The 17905-nt window shown below is 65.9% G+C and carries 20 protein-coding genes; 11 read left to right on the forward strand and 9 right to left on the reverse strand.

Annotated elements, in window-relative coordinates; translation table 11 throughout:
* Window positions 1-1899 (forward strand): cobaltochelatase subunit CobT, encoded by a 1899-nt coding sequence (gene cobT / locus C8J36_RS22240; protein WP_062595688.1) that lies wholly within the window; start codon window positions 1-3, stop codon window positions 1897-1899.
* Window positions 1900-2044: 145 nt separating this feature from the next.
* Entirely contained in the window at window positions 2045-2959 is a 915-nt protein-coding gene (locus C8J36_RS22245; protein ID WP_245506703.1) for an esterase-like activity of phytase family protein, read from the forward strand.
* A 129-nt stretch (window positions 2960-3088) separates the two neighbouring features.
* Here C8J36_RS22245 and C8J36_RS22250 read toward each other — a convergent pair whose 3' ends face one another.
* On the reverse strand, window positions 3089-3730 hold the full coding sequence (locus C8J36_RS22250) for a queuosine precursor transporter (RefSeq protein ID WP_132537503.1): 642 nt from the start codon (window positions 3728-3730) through the stop codon (window positions 3089-3091).
* A gap of 171 nt (window positions 3731-3901) precedes the next feature.
* Window positions 3902-4198 carry a 50S ribosomal protein L28 gene (rpmB, locus tag C8J36_RS22255; RefSeq protein WP_062474881.1) on the reverse strand — a complete coding sequence of 99 codons (297 nt, stop codon included), beginning with the start codon at window positions 4196-4198 and terminating at the stop codon, window positions 3902-3904.
* Between the two features lie 354 nt (window positions 4199-4552).
* Here rpmB and C8J36_RS22260 point away from each other — a divergent pair, with 354 nt between their 5' ends.
* The gene (locus C8J36_RS22260) at window positions 4553-5296 is read left to right on the forward strand and encodes a DUF3108 domain-containing protein (protein ID WP_244481251.1); all 744 of its coding nucleotides are present in this window, start codon (window positions 4553-4555) and stop codon (window positions 5294-5296) included.
* Window positions 5297-5348: 52 nt separating this feature from the next.
* Complete coding sequence (locus tag C8J36_RS22265) at window positions 5349-6257, forward strand: EamA family transporter (protein WP_132537504.1); 909 nt, start codon at window positions 5349-5351, stop codon at window positions 6255-6257.
* Here the strand turns inward: C8J36_RS22265 and C8J36_RS22270 are convergent.
* Both C8J36_RS22270 and gloB read right to left on the reverse strand, forming a co-directional pair.
* Window positions 6242-6700, reverse strand: coding sequence for a cupin domain-containing protein (locus tag C8J36_RS22270; RefSeq protein ID WP_132537505.1), 459 nt, complete (start codon window positions 6698-6700; stop codon window positions 6242-6244). The two genes, C8J36_RS22265 and C8J36_RS22270, sit on opposite strands and share 16 nt — an antisense overlap.
* Complete coding sequence (gene gloB / locus C8J36_RS22275; RefSeq protein WP_132537506.1) at window positions 6700-7470, reverse strand: hydroxyacylglutathione hydrolase; 771 nt, start codon at window positions 7468-7470, stop codon at window positions 6700-6702. The genes C8J36_RS22270 and gloB overlap by 1 nt, the downstream gene beginning before the upstream one ends.
* Before the next feature lie 138 nt (window positions 7471-7608).
* Here gloB and C8J36_RS22280 point away from each other — a divergent pair, with 138 nt between their 5' ends.
* From C8J36_RS22280 to C8J36_RS22290, 3 genes are all read left to right on the forward strand, one after another.
* On the forward strand, window positions 7609-8364 hold the full coding sequence (locus C8J36_RS22280; protein WP_062595681.1) for a class I SAM-dependent methyltransferase: 756 nt from the start codon (window positions 7609-7611) through the stop codon (window positions 8362-8364).
* A 106-nt stretch (window positions 8365-8470) separates the two neighbouring features.
* Complete coding sequence (gene hisC, locus C8J36_RS22285; protein ID WP_132537507.1) at window positions 8471-9577, forward strand: histidinol-phosphate transaminase; 1107 nt, start codon at window positions 8471-8473, stop codon at window positions 9575-9577.
* A gap of 9 nt (window positions 9578-9586) precedes the next feature.
* Window positions 9587-10513 (forward strand): prephenate/arogenate dehydrogenase family protein, encoded by a 927-nt coding sequence (locus tag C8J36_RS22290; RefSeq protein ID WP_132537508.1) that lies wholly within the window; start codon window positions 9587-9589, stop codon window positions 10511-10513.
* A 3-nt stretch (window positions 10514-10516) separates the two neighbouring features.
* Here C8J36_RS22290 and C8J36_RS22295 read toward each other — a convergent pair whose 3' ends face one another.
* The gene (locus C8J36_RS22295) at window positions 10517-11518 is read right to left on the reverse strand and encodes a DUF2125 domain-containing protein (protein WP_132537509.1); all 1002 of its coding nucleotides are present in this window, start codon (window positions 11516-11518) and stop codon (window positions 10517-10519) included.
* Between the two features lie 321 nt (window positions 11519-11839).
* On the opposite strand from C8J36_RS22295, the gene C8J36_RS22300 reads away from it, so the two are divergent.
* A complete protein-coding gene (locus C8J36_RS22300) occupies window positions 11840-12385 on the forward strand; it encodes a gamma-glutamylcyclotransferase (RefSeq protein WP_132537556.1) in 546 nt (181 codons plus the stop codon).
* On the opposite strand, the gene C8J36_RS22305 is transcribed toward C8J36_RS22300, so the two are convergent.
* The 4 genes from C8J36_RS22305 to ftsE all read right to left on the reverse strand — a co-directional run bounded on the left by C8J36_RS22305 (window position 12382) and on the right by ftsE (window position 15944).
* Window positions 12382-13182: a 1-acyl-sn-glycerol-3-phosphate acyltransferase gene (locus C8J36_RS22305; RefSeq protein WP_132537510.1), complete on the reverse strand. Its 801-nt coding sequence runs from the start codon at window positions 13180-13182 to the stop codon at window positions 12382-12384. The genes C8J36_RS22300 and C8J36_RS22305 overlap by 4 nt on opposite strands.
* A gap of 172 nt (window positions 13183-13354) precedes the next feature.
* Window positions 13355-14074: a YdcF family protein gene (locus C8J36_RS22310; protein ID WP_082477258.1), complete on the reverse strand. Its 720-nt coding sequence runs from the start codon at window positions 14072-14074 to the stop codon at window positions 13355-13357.
* A gap of 180 nt (window positions 14075-14254) precedes the next feature.
* The gene (locus tag C8J36_RS22315; RefSeq protein WP_132537557.1) at window positions 14255-15205 is read right to left on the reverse strand and encodes an ABC transporter permease; all 951 of its coding nucleotides are present in this window, start codon (window positions 15203-15205) and stop codon (window positions 14255-14257) included.
* Between the two features lie 79 nt (window positions 15206-15284).
* Window positions 15285-15944: a cell division ATP-binding protein FtsE gene (ftsE, locus tag C8J36_RS22320; RefSeq protein ID WP_062595674.1), complete on the reverse strand. Its 660-nt coding sequence runs from the start codon at window positions 15942-15944 to the stop codon at window positions 15285-15287.
* A gap of 242 nt (window positions 15945-16186) precedes the next feature.
* On the opposite strand from ftsE, the gene C8J36_RS22325 reads away from it, so the two are divergent.
* From C8J36_RS22325 to C8J36_RS22335, 3 genes are all read left to right on the forward strand, one after another.
* Window positions 16187-16813 carry a hypothetical protein gene (locus C8J36_RS22325; RefSeq protein ID WP_132537511.1) on the forward strand — a complete coding sequence of 209 codons (627 nt, stop codon included), beginning with the start codon at window positions 16187-16189 and terminating at the stop codon, window positions 16811-16813.
* Window positions 16814-16874: 61 nt separating this feature from the next.
* Window positions 16875-17426: a hypoxanthine phosphoribosyltransferase gene (hpt, locus tag C8J36_RS22330; RefSeq protein WP_062595672.1), complete on the forward strand. Its 552-nt coding sequence runs from the start codon at window positions 16875-16877 to the stop codon at window positions 17424-17426.
* A 90-nt stretch (window positions 17427-17516) separates the two neighbouring features.
* A complete protein-coding gene (locus tag C8J36_RS22335) occupies window positions 17517-17876 on the forward strand; it encodes a response regulator (protein ID WP_062595671.1) in 360 nt (119 codons plus the stop codon).
* Window positions 17877-17905: the final 29 nt, after the last annotated feature.

Raw genomic sequence — 17905 nt, forward strand, 5'->3', positions numbered from 1 at the left:
ATGGCAGGGCGCGGCGACAATACGAGACCGAAACCCGGCGTCCAGGTGGATGTCGAACCGTTCCGCCGCGCGCTGACCGGCTGCATCCGCTCGATCGCCGGCGATTCGGAGATCGAGGTCGTGTTTGCCAACGAGCGGCCCGGCCTCACCGGCGACCGCATGCGCCTGCCGGACATTTCCCGCCGCCCGACGCGGCAGGAACTGTCGGTGACGCGCGGCATCGGCGACAGCATGGCGCTGCGCAAGGCGTGCCATGACAATCGCATCCACGCGACGATGTCGCCGCAGGGGGCGGATGCCCGCGTCATCTTCGATGCCGTGGAGCAGGCGCGCTGCGAGGCGATCGGCGCGATCCGCATGGACGGCGTGGCCGAGAACATCACCTCCATGCTGGACGAGAAATATGCCCGCGCCAATTTCGGCGCCATCGAGCGGCAGGCCGATGCGCCGATCGAGGAGGCCGTGGCGCTGATCGTGCGCGAGCGGCTGACCGGGCGCAAGCCGCCGGAATCGGCCGGCAAGGTGCTCGATCTCTGGCGCGCCTTCATCGAGGAGAAGGCCGGCCGGGAAATGGAAAATCTCTCGGGCGCCGTCAACGACCAGCAGGCCTTTGCCCGCGTCGTGCGCAACATGCTCGCCTCCATGGACGTGGCCGAAAAATATACCGACGAGGACGCCGAGCCGGACGACCAGGAAACGCAGACGGACGAGGACCAGCCGCGCAGCCAGGAACAGGACGAATCGACCTCCGAAGAGGATGCCGGCTCCGATGCCGCGCCGTCGGAGGAAAACGAGTCTGCCGAAGAGCAGATGGACGACGGCGAGATGGACGGCGCCGAGATTTCCGACGAGGAAATGTCGGATGACGGCGACGAGGACAGCGAGACGCCCGGCGAGGTCAAGCGGCCGAATAGCCCGTTCGACGACTTCAACGAGAAGGTGGATTATGCCGTCTTCACCGAGGCGTTCGACGAGACCATCACCTCGGAAGAACTCTGCGACGAGGCGGAACTCGACCGGCTGCGCGCCTTCCTCGACAAGCAGCTCTCGCACCTGCAGGGCGCCGTCGGACGGCTCGCCAACCGGCTGCAGCGTCGCCTGATGGCGCAGCAGAACCGCTCCTGGGAGTTCGACCTCGAAGAGGGTTACCTCGACCCGGCGCGTCTGACGCGCCTCATCATCGACCCGATGCAGCCGCTGTCCTTCAAGCGGGAGAAGGACACCAACTTCCGCGACACGGTGGTGACGCTGCTGATCGACAATTCCGGCTCCATGCGCGGCCGGCCGATCACGGTGGCCGCGACCTGCGCCGATATTCTGGCGCGCACGCTGGAGCGGTGTGGCGTGAAGGTCGAGATTCTCGGCTTCACGACGAAGGCCTGGAAGGGCGGTCTGGCGCGCGAAAAATGGCTCGCCAGCGGCAAGCCGCAGTCGCCGGGCCGTCTCAACGACCTGCGCCACATCATCTACAAGTCGGCCGACGCACCTTGGCGCCGGGCGCGGCGCAATCTCGGCCTGATGATGCGCGAAGGTCTCCTGAAGGAGAATATCGACGGGGAAGCGTTGATCTGGGCGCACAACCGCCTTCTGGCGCGGCCCGAGCAGCGGCGCATCCTGATGATGATCTCGGACGGCGCGCCGGTCGATGATTCGACGCTGTCGGTCAATCCGGGCAATTATCTGGAGCGGCACCTGCGGGCCGTGATCGAGCAGATCGAGACGCGGTCGCCGGTCGAACTGCTGGCGATCGGCATCGGCCACGACGTGACGCGCTACTATCGCCGCGCCGTGACCATCGTGGATGCCGACGAACTGGCCGGCGCGATGACCGAGCAGCTCGCCTCGCTGTTCGATGACGAGAACGGACGCGGCAGACGTGCGGCGCGACGTGCGGGCTGAGGTGCGGCTGAAGACCCTCGGCCGCCGGTTGCTGCTTCTGGCGAGCCTCTGCGCCCTGCCTCTGGCGATGATAACGGTGTCTGCGCCCGTGCAGGCCGCCGATCCGAAGCCGAAGCCGCAACCGGATCGGGCCGTGACCGAGGCGATGACGATCTTTGCGAAGACGATCGAAACGTTCCGGTTCGGCTCCGACCAGCGCGTCTTCGGCAAGCTGGAATTCGTCGGCGGTCTCGACCTCACCTCGAACAATGCGCTTTTCGGCGCCTTTTCCTCGATCCGCTTCCGACCCGACGGCGCGCATTTCGTCGGCGTCCTCGATACCGCCCACTGGCTGGAGGGCCGCATCGAGCGCGATCCGGGCGGGCGGCTCTCGGGTCTTGCCGATGTCACCGTGACCTCGATGACCGACCGACGCGGGCGCACGGAAAGCGCGAAAGCGCGCATGGATTCCGAGGGGCTGGCGCTGCGGGACGGGCAGGTGCTCGTCAGCTTCGAAGGCGATGCGCGGGTGGACATCTATCCCGACCCCGGCTTCACGCAGTCGCGTCCGATCCGGACCCTGCCGATCCTCCTTCCCAAAGGGCGGCTCAAAAGCAATCGCAGCCTCGAGACGGTGGCGGTCTCGCCGAAGGACAGTCCGCTGGCCGGCGCGCCTGTCATCGTTGCGGAACTCTCGTTCGATGCGGATGACCATCTGCTGGCCGCCGTGCTCGAAGGGCCGCGCAAGGGCGTGTTCGGCGTGGTGCAGAAGGATCCCTTCGCGGTGACGGACGGCGCCTTCCTGCCGAATGGCGATCTCCTGCTGCTCGAGCGCCGCTTCAGCTTCGCCGCCGGCCTCGGCATGGAGATCCGCCGCATCAAGGCCGACGAGATCCGCCCCGGCGCGGTGGTCGATGGCGAGGTGCTGATGTCGGCCGACCTCGGCTACCAGATCGACAATATGGAAGGTCTCGACGTGGTCGTCCAACCGAATGGCGACATCCACCTCATCCTCGTCTCCGACGACAACCACTCGATTCTCGAGCGCTCGCTGATGCTGGAGTTCAAGCTTCTGCAATGAGCGGGCGGGGTGTTGCGCTTGCGCGCGGCCCCGTCAAGGAAGAAGCGAGCGCCCGCCACGCGTCCCTTCGCCCCAAGCGGGGAGAAGGTGCCGGCCAAGCGGATGAGGGGGAGGCTGCAGGCGAAAGGTTCAGACCCGGGCGCTCGGCGCGCCGGGCATCGGCTTCAGAACGTTCATCAGGGCGCCATAGGGCAGCAAGAGAACCAGGCCGACGAGGATCTTCACGACGAGGTCGCCGAGCGTCCAGGAGATCCAGCGCGGGGCTTCCGTCGCGAAGACGCCGAGGATGGGGGAGAACTCCAGCGCGAAAGGGTCGTTCGGGCCGATGAAGGCGAAGACAGGCGCGAAGGCGAGGGAGAAGAAGATGGCCGTGTCGAGCGCCGAGCCGAACAGGGAGCCGGCGAGCGGCGCGCGCCACCAGCGCTGACGGCGCAGGCGGTTGAAGACGGAGATATCCAGAAGCTGCCCGAACAGGAAGGCGGAGCCGGACGCGATGGCGATGCGCGGCGTGGCGACCATGACGGAGATCAGCACGGCGACTGCGAAGCCGCAGATGACGACGCGCCGGGCGATCTTCGGGCCGAACTGGCGGTTGGTAAGGTCGGTTACGAGAAAGGCTGCGGGATAGGTGAAGGCGCCCCAGGTGAGAAGATCGCCCAGCTGCATGCCGGCGATCGAGCCGGGCAGGGGGAACTGCACCAGGAAATTGGAGGCGACGACCACAAGGGTCATGACGGCAACATAGGTTGCAAACAGGCGTGTGTTCAGCATTTTTTTATCCTGGGTGATGCCACCAGTTGGAGGAAGGGATCCGTTGCCCGAATGGCGGCAGATCCTATGGACGATCGGTCAATGCGAGAAAAGCATGCCCCGAAAAGCGCGCAAGGAAAAGGCCCGCCGGTGACGGCAGGCCATGATCCGAATGAGGCGCAATCGTGCCGATCAGGCGGCGACGGCTTCCGCGGTCTTCTTGACGATCTGGCGACGCAGCAGGCGGGCGCGCATCGACAGGTCGGTTTCGCTGGCCTTGAGCAGGAACGCGTCGAGACCGCCGCGATGCTCGACCGTGCGGAGAGCCGCAGCCGAAACGCGCAGACGGAAGCGCTGGTTGAGCGAGTCCGAGATCAGCGTGACCTGGCAGAGGTTCGGCAGGAACCGGCGCTTGGTCTTGTTGTTCGCGTGGCTCACATTGTTGCCCGACTGGACGCCCTTGCCGGTCAATTCGCAACTACGGGACATGGAATCACCTATTTCTTTTCGCCTGCGTTCAATGCGTTCGCGGGCCACAAGCCCTGGCAGCATTCCCACCGGTCAGGATTGGAAAGTTGCGGTTCTATAGTCAGCAGCGCGGCGCGCGTCAAGACAAAACACCGGAATTTACCGCAAAGTCGGGGTGGGGCGGTGGAAAAGCCGGCGGGGCTGCGCGCGATAGCGGGTCGGGTGGCGGGTCGGGTGGCAGGTCGGGGCGCGGGCTGCGGAGCACGGGCGTAGAAATGCCGCAAACGCCGCCTATCTCTCGTTCTTTCTCCTGCATCTCTCTTCCGAAAGGTTCACGGCATGGCCCTGCGTGTCGGTCTTGCGGCTCTCGTCGCAATGTCCCTTGTGACGGTTCCCACGAATGCGGCGCGGCCGGCGGATGTCGTGCACGACACCGATTACACGATTTCGCTGGCCGGCCTGCCGATCGCCCGGGCGTCGTTCCATACCAAGATGGACGATCGCCGCTATACGATCTCGGGGACGCTGAGCTCGGCCGGTCTCGCCGATATCCTGTCGAGCACCAGCGGCCGCACGGAGGTGTCCGGCACGATCGAGAACGACAGGCTGGTCGCCACCGATTATTCGGTCCGCTACCAGACCGGCAAGAAGGCGCGCGCGATCGACATCGCCTTCGACAAGGGCAATGTGACCTCGGCCACCCTGACCCCGCAGCGCAAGAAGCCGCCGAAGAACTGGGTGCCGGTGACCAAGGAGGACATGCGCGGCGTGGTCGATCCGCTGTCGGGCCTGATCTTTCCGGCCGGCGCCAAGGTCTGCCCCAAGACGCTGCCGGTGTTCGACGGCGAATCGCGCATGGACCTGAAGCTGAGCGCCAAGGGCACGAAGCCGTTCAAGACCGATGGGTTCAGCGGCGACGTCATCGTGTGCGGCATCCAGTTCGTGCCGAAATCGGGCTATCGCAAGGGGCGTGCCGATGTCGATTACCTGCGCAAGCTCGACAGCATGGAGATCTGGTTTGCAAAGTCGGATGCCGTGCAGGTATATGCTCCTGTCTATGTCCGGATCCCGACGAAATACGGGCCGGTGACCGTGTGGGCCACGCGCTTCAAGGGGTGATCCATTCGGGGTCTTCACCGTTGTCGCCCACCGCCAAGCGGAGAGTGGGCAGATGCAGACCAAGGCGACGTTGATCGGCTTTACGGCCATCCTCATGTGGGCGCTCCTGGCGCTGTTCACGGCCGCATCCGGCACCATGCCGCCCTTCCAGCTCTCGGCCATCTGTTTTGCCATCGGCAGCGTTCCCGGCCTCGTCGTGCTGGCGCTGCGGCCGGAGCGGCTCGCCTTGCTGCGGCAGCCGGCCAAGGTCTGGATCGTCGGCATTGTCGGGCTGTTCGGCTATCACGCACTCTATTTCACGGCGCTTCGCAATGCCCCGGCCGTCGAGGCCGGGCTGATCGCCTATCTCTGGCCGCTGCTGATCGTCGTGGGTTCGGCGCTGCTGCCCGGCGAGCGGCTGCGGTGGTACCATGTGGCGGGCGCGCTCTGCGGCCTTGCCGGCACGGCGATGATCGTCGCGCGCAACGGCGTCGCCTTCGACAGCGCCTACACGCTCGGATACGGTGCGGCGCTCTGCTGTGCCTTCACCTGGGCGATCTATTCGCTCATGACGCGGCGGTTCGAGTCGGTGTCCACCGACGTCGTCACCGGCTTCTGCCTTGCGACCTCCATTCTGTCCTTGGTCTGCCATCTCGCGCTGGAGACGACCGTGTGGCCGGATACGGGGACGCAGTGGCTGGCCGTTGCCGGGCTCGGCCTGCTGCCGGTCGGGGCTGCCTTCTATGCCTGGGATTACGGGGTCAAGAACGGCAATATCCAGCTGCTCGGCGTCGCGAGCTATTCGGCCCCGGTGCTGTCGACCCTGACGCTCATCCTGTTCGGCTATGCCGAGCCGTCCCTCAATATCGCGCTCGCCTGCCTGCTGGTGACCGGCGGCGCCGTGCTGGCCGCGCGCGACGTGATCTTTTCGTCGCGCAAGGTTGCGGCTCCGGCCGAAGACCGGGTTCAGCCGGCGGCCTGAGGCGCCGGCGGTTCCCATCCGGGCGGTGCCATTTCGAAGACGCTGAAGTCGAAACCGGGCGCCACGGTGCAGCCGACCAGCGTCCAGGCGCCCCTTGATTCGGCCGATTGCCAGACGCCGGTGGGAACGATGCCCTGCGGGCGCTCCCCGTTCTCGAGGTCGGTGCCGAGCACGATGGTCGAGGCGGGCTCGCCCGGTGCTGCCAGCCGGAGCGTCAGGGCGGCGCCCGCATAATGGTGCCAGACCTCGGCGGCATCGCGAACGCGATGCCAGTGCGACCGCTCGCCGGCTTCGAGCAGATAGTAGATCGCCGTGGAATGCCCGCGCGTGCCGCCCCTGTCGTCGCGAAAGGTCTCGACATACCAGCCGCCTTCCGGATGCCGGATCATGCCGAGCGCCGCGACAATGGACGACGCGTCCTGCGTCTCTGCGCGCGCCGCCATCAGGCATTGTCCTTGCGCTTGCGGATCTCGGCAAAGACCTCGCCGTCGCTCGCCGAGGACAGTCCGAGATGGGCGCGGATGCCGGGATCGTTCGGGCGCAGGAAGGGATTGGTGCGTTTTTCCAAGCCGAGGGTCGTCGGTGCGGTGACGCCGCCGCGTTCGCGCAGCGTCTCGATCTCGGCGGCGCGGGCCTTCAGCTCGGCATTGTCGGGATCGACCGTTACGGCGAAACGGGCATTCGACAGCGTGTATTCGTGGCCGAAATAGACCTGGGTGTCGTCCGGCAGCGCCATCAGCTTCTGGAGAGAGGCCCACATGTCGGCCGGCGAGCCCTCGAACAGGCGGCCGCAGCCGAGCGCAAACAGCGTGTCGGCGGCAAACAGCAGGCGGTCTTCCGGCAGATGGTAGCAGATATGGCCGGCGGTATGGCCCGGCGTGCCGATGACATGGACCTTATGGCCGGCAAAGGTGAAGTCGCCGCCATCGCCGATGGTCATGTCGATGCCGGGAATGCGCGAGGCCTCGCGATCCGGGCCGATGATGGTCGCGTCGTAGCGGGTCTTCAAGGCGAGGTTCGCTTCCACATGGTCGTTGTGGTGGTGGGTGGTGAAGATATGCGTCAGCGTCCAGCCGCGCCGCTCCAGCGCGTCGAGGATCGGCTGCTCTTCCGGAGCATCGATCGAAGCTGTCTCGCCGGTTTCGGGATCGTGGAGGAGGACGCCGAAATTGTCGGTCCGGCAGAGGAACAGGTCGAGATCGAGCGCGGGCATGGTGGGGTCCTCGGGGGCTGGGACGTGAGTTGCCTTTCGAATGTAAAGGCGGCGCGGGGGAAGTCCAGCAATGGCGGTGGTTGCGAATTTCGGCATTGGCCGGTTTCCTTTCTCCGGGCCGCGCACTACCCTTTGCGGATGCACGCCGATATCGTCGATCTTCGCCAGTTCTATCATTCGCGACTCGGGCGCTTCACCGAGCAGGCGATCTCGATGGCGCTTGCCTCCATCTGGTCGCGGCTGCCGGAGGAGCGGCTCGTCGGGCTCGGCTATGTCCTGCCCTATCTGGAGCGCTTTCGCGCCGATACGGAGCGCACCTTCGCCTTCATGCCGGCGGGGCAGGGGGCGGTGAACTGGCCGGTGGCCGAGCTGTCCTCCACCGCTCTGGTCTTCGACGAGGAGCTGCCGCTGCCCGACAGCTCGATCGACCGCATTCTCATGGTGCATTCGCTGGAATTTGCCGAGAACCCGCGCGAGACGATGAAGGAGCTCTGGCGGGTGCTTGCGCCCGGCGGGCGTCTCGTCATCGTGGTTCCCAACCGCCAGGGCGTCTGGGCGCGCATGGACCACACGCCGTTCGGTTCCGGCCGGCCCTATTCGCGCGGGCAGCTGACGGCGCTGCTGCGGGAGACGAATTTCACGCCCGGTGCCTCCTGCGAGGCGCTGTTCTTCCCGCCCTCCACCGTCAAGACCGTGCTGAAGCTCGGACGCGCCTTCGAGAAGATCGGGCGGGCGCTCTGGCCGGTCTTCTCCGGCGTCATCGTCGTGGAGGCGCAGAAGCGGCTTTATCAGGGGCTGCCGGTCGCGGCGCGCGCGTCCCGCCGCGTCTTCGTGCCCGTGCTCGCGCCGCAGGGGGTTCCCACCACGCGCGACGGGCAGCCGCCGGTGCGGTGACGGGGCGATCGCCCCAGCCCCTCGACATGCCCTCGACAAGGCCTCGACAAGACGCGGATGGACCGGTAATGGCAGAGCCATCCGTGACACCAGCGAAAGCCAGACCATGAGCTCTCTCCCGAACGCTCCGACCCCGCGCCCCGGCATTCTCGACATCGCCGCCTATGTGCCGGGCAAGGAACACGCGCCGGGCGTCGCCAAGGTCTACAAGCTCTCCTCCAACGAGACGCCGCTCGGCGCGAGCCCGAAGTCGATCGAGGCCTTTCGCCAGGCGGCCGGGCAGCTGGAGCGCTACCCGGACGGGCAGGCGGTCGAGCTTCGCAACGCGATTGCCGAGGTCTATGCGCTGAACCCCGCCAATTTGATGTGCGGCAACGGCTCGGACGAACTTTTGGGCCTGCTCGCCCACACCTATCTCGCGCCCGGCGACGAAGCCATCATCACCGAGCACGGGTTTCTCGTCTACAAGATCCAGATCATGGCGGCCGGCGGCACGCCGGTCACGGTCAAGGAGCGGGATTGCCGCGTCGATGTCGATGCGATCCTCGCCGCCGTGACCGAGAAGACGAAACTGGTCTTCCTCGCCAATCCCGGCAATCCCACCGGCACCTTCGTGCCCGTCGAGGATGTGCGTCGCCTGCAGGCCGGTCTGCCGAGGCACGTGCTGCTCGTGCTGGACGCGGCCTATGCCGAATATGTGCGGCGCAACGACTACGAGGCGGGCATCGAGCTGGTCTCGTCCAACCAGAACGTCGTGATGACGCGGACCTTCTCCAAGATCTACGGTCTGGCGGCGCTCCGCATCGGCTGGATCTACGCGCCGGCCGCCGTCATCGATGCGCTGAACCGCAGCCGCGGACCGTTCAACCTGAATGCGCCGGCGATTGCCGCCGGTGCTGCGGCCGTTCGCGACAAGGCGTTCACGGCCGCAGCGGTGGATTTCAACGCGGAATGGGTGGCGAACGTCAGCGAGCGGCTGACGGCGCTCGGCCTTAAGGTCACGCCGTCGGTCGCGAATTTCGTGCTGTTCCACTTCCCCGATGTCGCCGGCAAGCGGGCGGAGGATGCGGATGCGTTCCTGACCAGCCGCGGCTTCGTCCTGCGGGCGGTGCGTGGCTATGGCTTCCCCAATTCGCTGCGCCTGTCGATCGGCACGGAGGAAGCGAACGAGGGCGTTCTGGCGGCCCTTGCCGAATTCCTCGGGAAGAACTGAGAGGCTGACATGCCCAAGCTTTTCGACAAGATCGCGCTGATCGGCATCGGCCTCATCGGCTCCTCCATCGCGCGGGAGATCCGCGACAAGGGGCTTGCGACCTCCGTGACGATCTCGACCCGCAGCCGGGAGACCCTCGACCGCGCGGAGGTTCTCGGTCTCGGCGAGCGCTATATCCTGTCCCCGGGCGAAGCGGTGGAAGATGCGGATCTCGTCATCATCTCCGTCCCGGTGGGGGCGTCGGGCGCTGTCGCGCAGGCGATCGCGCCGCATCTCAAAGCCGGGGCGATCGTCACGGATGTGGGCTCCACCAAAGGCTCCGTCATCGCGCAGATGGCGCCGCATCTGCCCGACAACGTCCATTTCATTCCCGGCCACCCGATCGCGGGTACGGAATATTCCGGCCCGGATGCGGGCTTCCTCGGTCTTTTCAAAAGCCGCTGGTGCATCCTGACGCCACCGGCCGGCACGGACGAGACCGCCAAGGGCCGGCTGCGGGCCTTCTGGGAGGCGCTCGGCTCGGATGTCGAGGAAATGGATGCGGAACACCACGACAAGGTTCTGGCCATCGTTTCCCACCTGCCGCACATCATCGCCTACAATATCGTCGGCACGGCGGACGATCTGGAAACGGTGACGGAATCCGAAGTCATCAAATATTCGGCCTCCGGTTTCCGCGACTTCACGCGTCTGGCAGCCTCGGACCCGACCATGTGGCGCGACGTCTGCCTGCACAACAAGGATGCGATCCTCGAAATGCTGTCGCGGTTTTCCGAAGATCTCGCCTATCTGCAGCGGGCGATCCGCTGGGGCGACGGGGACAAGCTGTTCGACCTCTTCACCCGCACCCGCGCGATCCGCCGCTCCATCATCCAGGCCGGCCAGGATACCGACATGGTCGATTTCGGCCGCCATGCGCTGGATGCGAAGACCTAGAGTTTAGAGCTGCGGCAGCACGCCGATGGGGATGAAGGCGAGGAAGGCGGTGCCGTCGCGCACGTTGAGCGTGACGGTGGCGTCGTTGCCGCCTGCCGCGAGCGCCGTCAGCATGTTGGCGGCGTTGTCGAGCATGTTCTCGCTCTCGGGAAAGGCGCTCGCAAGGGCGGCGCGCCAGGCCGCGATATCGCGCATCGTCACCTTGAAGGCGCCGGAAATCAGCCCCTGATCATCCACCGTGAACGGGCCGTTCGCGGTCGTCACCATGCCGTTGCCGAGATCGATGGTGAGATTGCGCACCTCGCCCGCGCTGCTGCGCAGGGCATGGCGCGACAGGCCGCCCCGATCGAGCAGGGTGGCGCGGTCCTTGACGGTCAGATCGATCGCGGCGTTCATCAGCGGCAGCAGGCTTGCGCCGTTGTGGGGCTTCAGGTCGAGCCCGGTGACCGACAGGGCGGCATCGAGATCGCTGTCGTTCTGGCGCAGATGCAGCTCCGTCGTGTTCGTGGCGAAGGCGAGCGCGTCTTCGCCCAGCGTCGGAACGAGCGTCCCGGCCAGGCGCTCGGAGACGATCGACGTGCGGCTGAGGCCCGACAGCGTCGCCTGAACGCTCGCCTTCAGCGTCTGCCAGTCCATGGAAGTGGTGATGCCCGGAGAGAAGCGCAGCTCGGCCGGACCGTCCATCTCGATCATGGCATGGCCGGGCCAGTAGACTTGCGCTGCCGACCGCAGCGCGCCGGCGGCGCCCGACGCGCCGAGCTTGGTGTCGTCGACCTTCACGGCATCGCAGAACAGCCCGATGCGGAAGGGGAAGCCGCGCACGGTCAGCCCATCGCACTGGGCGCTGGCACTGCCGGAGCGGCTGGTGAGGAAGCTTGCGAGCCGCGTCTCGATCTGGTGGGCGGCCAGGAACCAGATGCCGCTATAGACCGCGAGGAAAATGACGATGCCGATGCCGAGACGCCGGATCCGTGTGCTTGCGGCCGGCGGTGCTGTCTGTGTCATGCGGGTCTCCGGTCGGCGGTCTGGATGAAGGCTTTGTCGGAGCGTCGAACGGCGCTCGTCATGCGCGACCCTCGAGCGGGTCCGCGTCGTCGGGGTCTTCTACTGCATAACGCTGCAGACCGGAATGCTTCGGGGAAAATAGGCAAGGTGCCCTGCCATCCGGCGAAGGCGCGGCTGTTTCACGCGGTCATCGCCTTGAAAATGCGGCCGCCGAGGCCTCCGGTCGTTCCGCTTTCCGCCATTTTGCAGTAGGAGGGCGGGACCGGCCGACGTGTCCGGCCTTTAAGCGACGGGATGACCCTTCTTGTGACGGACCTTGTGATGACGAAGGACATGGGCGACATCTGGGTGTTCGGCTACGGTTCGCTGATGTGGAATCCGGGCTTTGCCTTTGTCGAGCAGGCCAAGGCGCGCGTCTTCGGCTATCGTCGGGCGCTCTGCGTTCGCTCTCACGTCCATCGCGGCACGGCCGAGAGCCCGGGCCTCGTTCTCGGTCTGGATCTTGGCGGATCCTGCCTCGGCATGGCGTTCCGCGTCGCTCCGGATGACCGGGAGGCGGTCGTCGCCTATCTGCGCGAGCGCGAGCTGGTGACCCATGTCTACAAAGAGCGCCTCTTGCCGTTGCGGCTTGCCGACGGGCGGGTGGTGACGGCGCTCGCCTATGTCATCGACCGGGCGCATCTGCAATATGCGGGCGCCCTTCAGGCCGACGAGGCCGCGCTGATCGTCGCGCATGCGCGCGGCCGCTCGGGCGAGAATGTCGATTACGTGATGAACACGCTCGAACATCTGCGCGAGATGGGCATTCGCGATCACTGGCTGGAAGAGGTCGGCCGCGGCGTGCAGACCTTGCTTGGCAAGCGCTAGCGGTTTTCCGGCACGATCACGCCGAGTTCGGCCAGCCGCGTGCGCGCCGTCTCCGGCAAGGGCAGATGCGGATTGTCGCGAACGGTTTCGACCAGCAGTTCGTCGCTTGCCGTCTCCGTCACCGAAATCAGGGTCTTCAGAAACGTATCGCTGTCGAGGCCCGGACCGATCGGGGGCAAGATGCGGACCTTGAAATGGCCGGGGAAGCGCAGCGTCGTGCTGCGGGGCCAGAAGAGGCCGGGATGCATCGCCACGGGGACGACGGGAACCTGCAGGTCGCGATAGAGGCGGGCGATCCCGTATTTGTAGTCGGGCGGCGCGCCCGGCGACCGGCGGGTGCCCTCGGGATAGATGATCAATTGCCGGCCGGTGGCGATCTCGGCCTTGGCGCGCTGCATGACGGCCGCCATTGCCCGGCCGCGGGCGCTGCGATCGACCGGCACCATGCGCTGCTTGGCGACATACCAGCCGAACAGGGGAATGCGCATCAGCTCGCGCTTGAGGATGAAGAACGGGTCCGACAGCCAGGGCAGCAGCGCATACACGTCCCAGAAGGACTGATGCTTGGGCGCAAGGATATAGACGCCGTCCTTCGGAATATTGTCGAGCCCCTCGATCTCGAAGGTCGTGCCGACGATCACCCGCATCAGCCAGTGATTGCTGCGCGCCCAGTTCTTCGGCACGAACCACGAGGTTTTTCGCGAGACCAGAAAGTAGATGGGCGTCAGCACGATCATGCGCAGGATCAGATTGGCATAGAAGGCGACGTTGAAAAGGACCGAGCGAAGGCGAATCATGGGCGGCTTTCGGAAAGCGGGCGGCAAAACGGATCGAGCGTACCGTCCCCGGCTGACTACACGAATTCCGGCGCTGCGAAAACCGGGATCTCGCGTGGCGGTGCTTGCCAGGCAAAGCGGGAAACGGCTTTGACGAACAGACGAACGAGAGCGGGGAGATATCGTGTCGCGCCTATTGCGCGGCCTGGGTCCGCTCGGTCCGCAGGCCGCTATCCGTCGGGGTGCCCAGAAGATCGCGCAGCGAGGCGACCGTCAGCTTGGCATATTCCGAGAGGATCGATTTCAGCACCATGGGATTGGCGATCCAGTTCGTGCTCTTCAGGTCGGAATTGACGACCGGATAGGGCACGAAGGTGATGCCGGGATTGGCGCGGCGCAATTCGAGCAGGCTGCGCGGCATGTGGTAATTGTTGGTGACGACGAGGATGCTCTTGTAGTCGTTGTCGCGGATCCAGTTCGCGGTCTCGTGCGCATTGCCGATCGTGTCGATCGCATCATAGCCGATGTCGACGCAGCAGCGGAACAGATCGGCCGAGCTCTGGGTGTTGCGGCGGATCTGGCCGCTGGTGGTGGTGGGGTGGACGCCGGAGATCAGCAGGCGCTGTCCGGCACCGGCCTTCAAAAGGTCCACGGCCTGGTCGATGCGCTGGAACCCGCCCGTCAGCACGACGATGGCGTCCGCCTTGGGGCTGGCCGGCGGCTGCAGCGAGGCGACCTGATCGGCGAAATAGAGCAGGCTTGCCGTGGCACAGCCGGCGACCACCAGCAGGACGTAGAAGGTCAGGCGCGCGAGCCGCCGCCGGAAGCTGACATGCCGGCGCGTCCGCCGCGCAAAGCCTTTGCGCTCGGTTTCGCCGGAAGTCTCCGCGTCGGAGGTTTCGTCCGCCATCATGATGTTCTTCCACCGTTGCGCCGGATGCGGGGCGCGCGACGGGACGGGTGTTGCGATGCCGGAAGACCGGTGAACCCGCTTTGTGCCTTAACGATGGCCTGAACGTGTAGGGCCTGAACCTGCGCGGCCTGAACCTGCGAGTGACTGACGGCGGGAGGAGAGGGCGCGCGCATCGGCATGTCAGGAATTCGGGATGAGATCGGCCCGGGCGGGGTCGGAGCGGATGCGGTCGATTTCATAGATCGTGCGCATGACCGTGAACCGCGCCGTCAGCGTCGTCAGCAAAGCGATGACGAGCATGATGGCGGCGATGCCGAGATAGCCGGTATAGCCGATGGTGAAGGTGCCGAAGAGGGCCGTTGCCTGATCGCTTTGCGGCGTGGCGAGCGAGCGCGACTGCCACCAGCCGGCCGCGGCGAAGGAGAGCGCGGCCAGAAGACCGCCGGCGCCGGCGCCCTTGAAGCTGATCTTCAGGAAATGCTTCTGGAACTCGGAGGCAACGAAGCTTGCCTCCGCGCCGACGAAGTGCAGCACCTCGACGATATGGCGATTGCCCGACAGCGTGCCGCGCGTGGCGAAGATGACGGTGAGGACCATGGCGGAGAAGACGAGCGTGAGCACGCCGGTACCGATCAGCGCCGTCGTGTGCGCCATCGCCACCAGCCGGTCCACCCAGTTGCGGTGGTCGTCGAGCGTCGCCTGCGGGATCTCGCCGGTCAGGCGCGCCCGCATGCCGGCGAAATCGGGCGGGTTGCGCTCGTCGATGGTGATGATGACGAGGCGGGGCACGGGCAGCTCGTCGATATCGAGGCCTTCCCCGAGCCAGGGTTCGAGCAGGCGCGCGGTTGCGGTGCGATCGACGATACTGCCATCGACGGTGCCGTCGAAGGTGAGGGCGATGTCGCGCGCGTCGCGCAGGGCCTTCTCCATGTCGAGCCCTTCCTCGGGCCGGATCTGGATCGTCACCTCGCGCGAGATCTCGCTCTGCCAGCTTTCGGCCGTCGCCCGCACCATGGAGACGGCGCCGAGCGTGAGGCAGGCGAGGAAGGACATGATGGCGATCACCAGCATCAGCGCATTGCCGGAGACGTTGACCGGCGGCACGATGGGGGCCATCGGGCGGACGCGCATGGGCGCCTTGCGCCCCTCCGCCTCCTGCGGTGCGCTGGCGGCACCGCCCTTCGTCCCGCGGATCGATCTTTTGCCGGCGTCAGTCATAGATGTCGAGCCGCCCCTGCGACAGGATCATGCGGCGCGCTTCCACCTGGTCCATCAGCGAGAGATCGTGCGTGGCGATGACCACGGCCGTGCCGAGGCGGTTCAGCTCCATGAACAGGTTGAGGAGGCGACGGGCCATCGGCGGATCGACATTGCCGGTGGGCTCGTCGGCGAGCAGGATTTCCGGCCGGTCGATCAGTGCACGGGCAATGGCGGCGCGCTGCTTCTCCCCGCCCGAGAGCACCGGCGGCAGGACGTTGATCCGCTCGCCGAGACCGACCCATCCGAGCAGCTCCAGCACGTCGGAGCGGTAGGATGATTCGTCCTTGCCGCGCACGCGCAGCGGCAGTGCGACGTTTTCGTAGGTCGTGAGGTGATCGAGCAGGCGAAAATCCTGAAACACGATGCCGACGCGCCGGCGCAGCATGGGCAACTCGTCGCGCGGGATGGAGGCGATGTTGCGGTCGAACATGCGGATCAGCCCGCGCGTCGGCTGCAGCGACAGGAACAGCAGGCGCAGCAGCGTCGTCTTGCCGGCGCCCGACGGGCCGGTCAGGAACTGGAAGGACTTGCGCGGGATGTCGAAGGTCAGGTCGCGGAGAATTTCCGGTCCCATGCCGTAGCGCAATCCGACGTTTTCGAAATGAATCAACTTCCAGCCTCTGAGATGGACGCTCTACCGCCAAGTGCGGGCGCGATCCGGCCAGCATGGTTAAACACTGGTTAATTTTCCCTTTAACCTCGCAGGCAAAAACGTCGCTTTGAGGGCTAAAATGCCTGCGACGGGCTGGATCGGAGGCACTCCGGGCCCGTTACCACTTCGTTAACCCTTCACCTTTACCTTTCGGCAAGGATTTCCCCGCTTTCGGGCGGGGTTGCTGCGGAGGACGATGCATGGCCGGCTTTTCAAACGCGTCGCGTAAGGTCGATCTTCTGCCGCCGGAACGGACCCGGCCCGCGCGCCCCGCACCGCGGGTGCTGCGACAGGTCGATGCCGTCGATGCGGTCTTCGAGGTCGTGCCGTTCTCGCGGCCGTCCACCCCTCGCGCCCCGCTGCGTCCACACACGCCGATCAAGACCGTCGAGCGTCCGTCCGGCCTTCTCACGCTGGCCGAGCAGATGCTGCAACGCGTTTCGCCGCGCCTTTTCGCGGGCCTGACGATCGGGCTCTGCGCTGTCGCCTTCGGCCTTGCGACCGCGCTGGTCCCAACAAAACCGCAGGCCGCGCCAGCGCTCGGCTTCGGCGATGTGCGCACCGAGCTTCAGGACGCGGCGGGACTGAAGGTCGTCGCCGTCTACGGCACCGTGGTCAATGCCACGCCCGTCTCCCGGGCGATCCCCGAGATTATGGTCGATGTCGCCGCTTCCGGGCGACGCATGACGGCCGAGGGGCAGCTTGCCGGCAGCCGCCTGCTGGCGCCCGGCGAGAGCCGCGCCTTCTCCGCACGGCTGCCGCATGCCGGCGGATCGGCGCCGATCGTGCAAATTTCCTTCGGTGCAGCGGGTGCTTCGCCACGCTGACTGTGCTAACGCCAAGCCTTGAAGGACGCCGGACGGCGTTCCGTCGCCTGGAGCCATTGCCATGCCCGTCGTTCGCGGAAAGATGATCGAGACGCTGTTTTCACCGGACGTGATTGCCGCGCGCAACACGGAGATGGCGGCGGATATCGTTAAGGGCCGCACCGACGACCTGCTGGTGATCTCGGTGCTCAAGGGCTCCTTCATCTTCGCGGCCGATCTGATCCGCGCCATGCACCATGCGGGCCTTGCCCCGGAAGTCGAATTCATCACTTTGTCGAGCTACGGCACCGGGACGGTGTCCCGCGGCGTCAAGATCATCAAGGACATCGACAGCGACCCGCGCGACCGCGACGTGCTTCTGATCGACGATATCCTGGAATCCGGGCGAACGCTGCGCTTTGCGCGCGACCTGATGCTGGAGCGGGGCGCGAAATCGGTCTCGATCGCCGTCCTCCTCGACAAGAAGGTCAAGCGCGAGATCGACTTCGAAGCGGATTTCGTCGGCTTCGAGTGCCCCGATTATTTCGTCGTCGGCTACGGCATGGATGTCGCCTACGCCTTCCGCGAACTGCCCTTCGTGGGCGTTGTCACCGGCGACGCCGACAAGATCTGAGGCCGGCCTCGTCGCTCATGAGGTTTTCCGTCTTTACGGTTTTCAAAGGAAACTCTGCGCTTGTGGGCTTCTGATGTTTAGGAGGCCATGATGGCAAAGATCCTGATTACCGAGGATGAAGACTCCCTGCGCCGCTTCGTCGCGCGCGCATTGCAGATGGACGGGCACGACGTCGTGCAGGCGGGCGATGGGGCGGAGGGGCTGGAGCAGCTCCGCGGTGGCCCCTTCGACCTCCTGCTTTCCGACATCCGCATGCCCGTCATGGACGGCATCGCGCTGGCCCACGCGGCGGCGGCCGCTTTTCCCGGACTGAAAATTCTGCTGATGACCGGCTATGCCGAACAGCGCGAGCGCGCCGACGACCTTGCCGGCAAGATCATCGACGTCGTGGCCAAGCCGTTCAGCCTGCCGGATATCCGCAAGGCCGTCGCGGTGGCACTGGCCGCCTGAGGCGGTTTAAGGGCTGATGGACGGTCAGA

Source organism: Rhizobium sp. PP-F2F-G48, from assembly GCF_004342335.1.
GTDB lineage: Bacteria > Pseudomonadota > Alphaproteobacteria > Rhizobiales > Rhizobiaceae > Ferranicluibacter.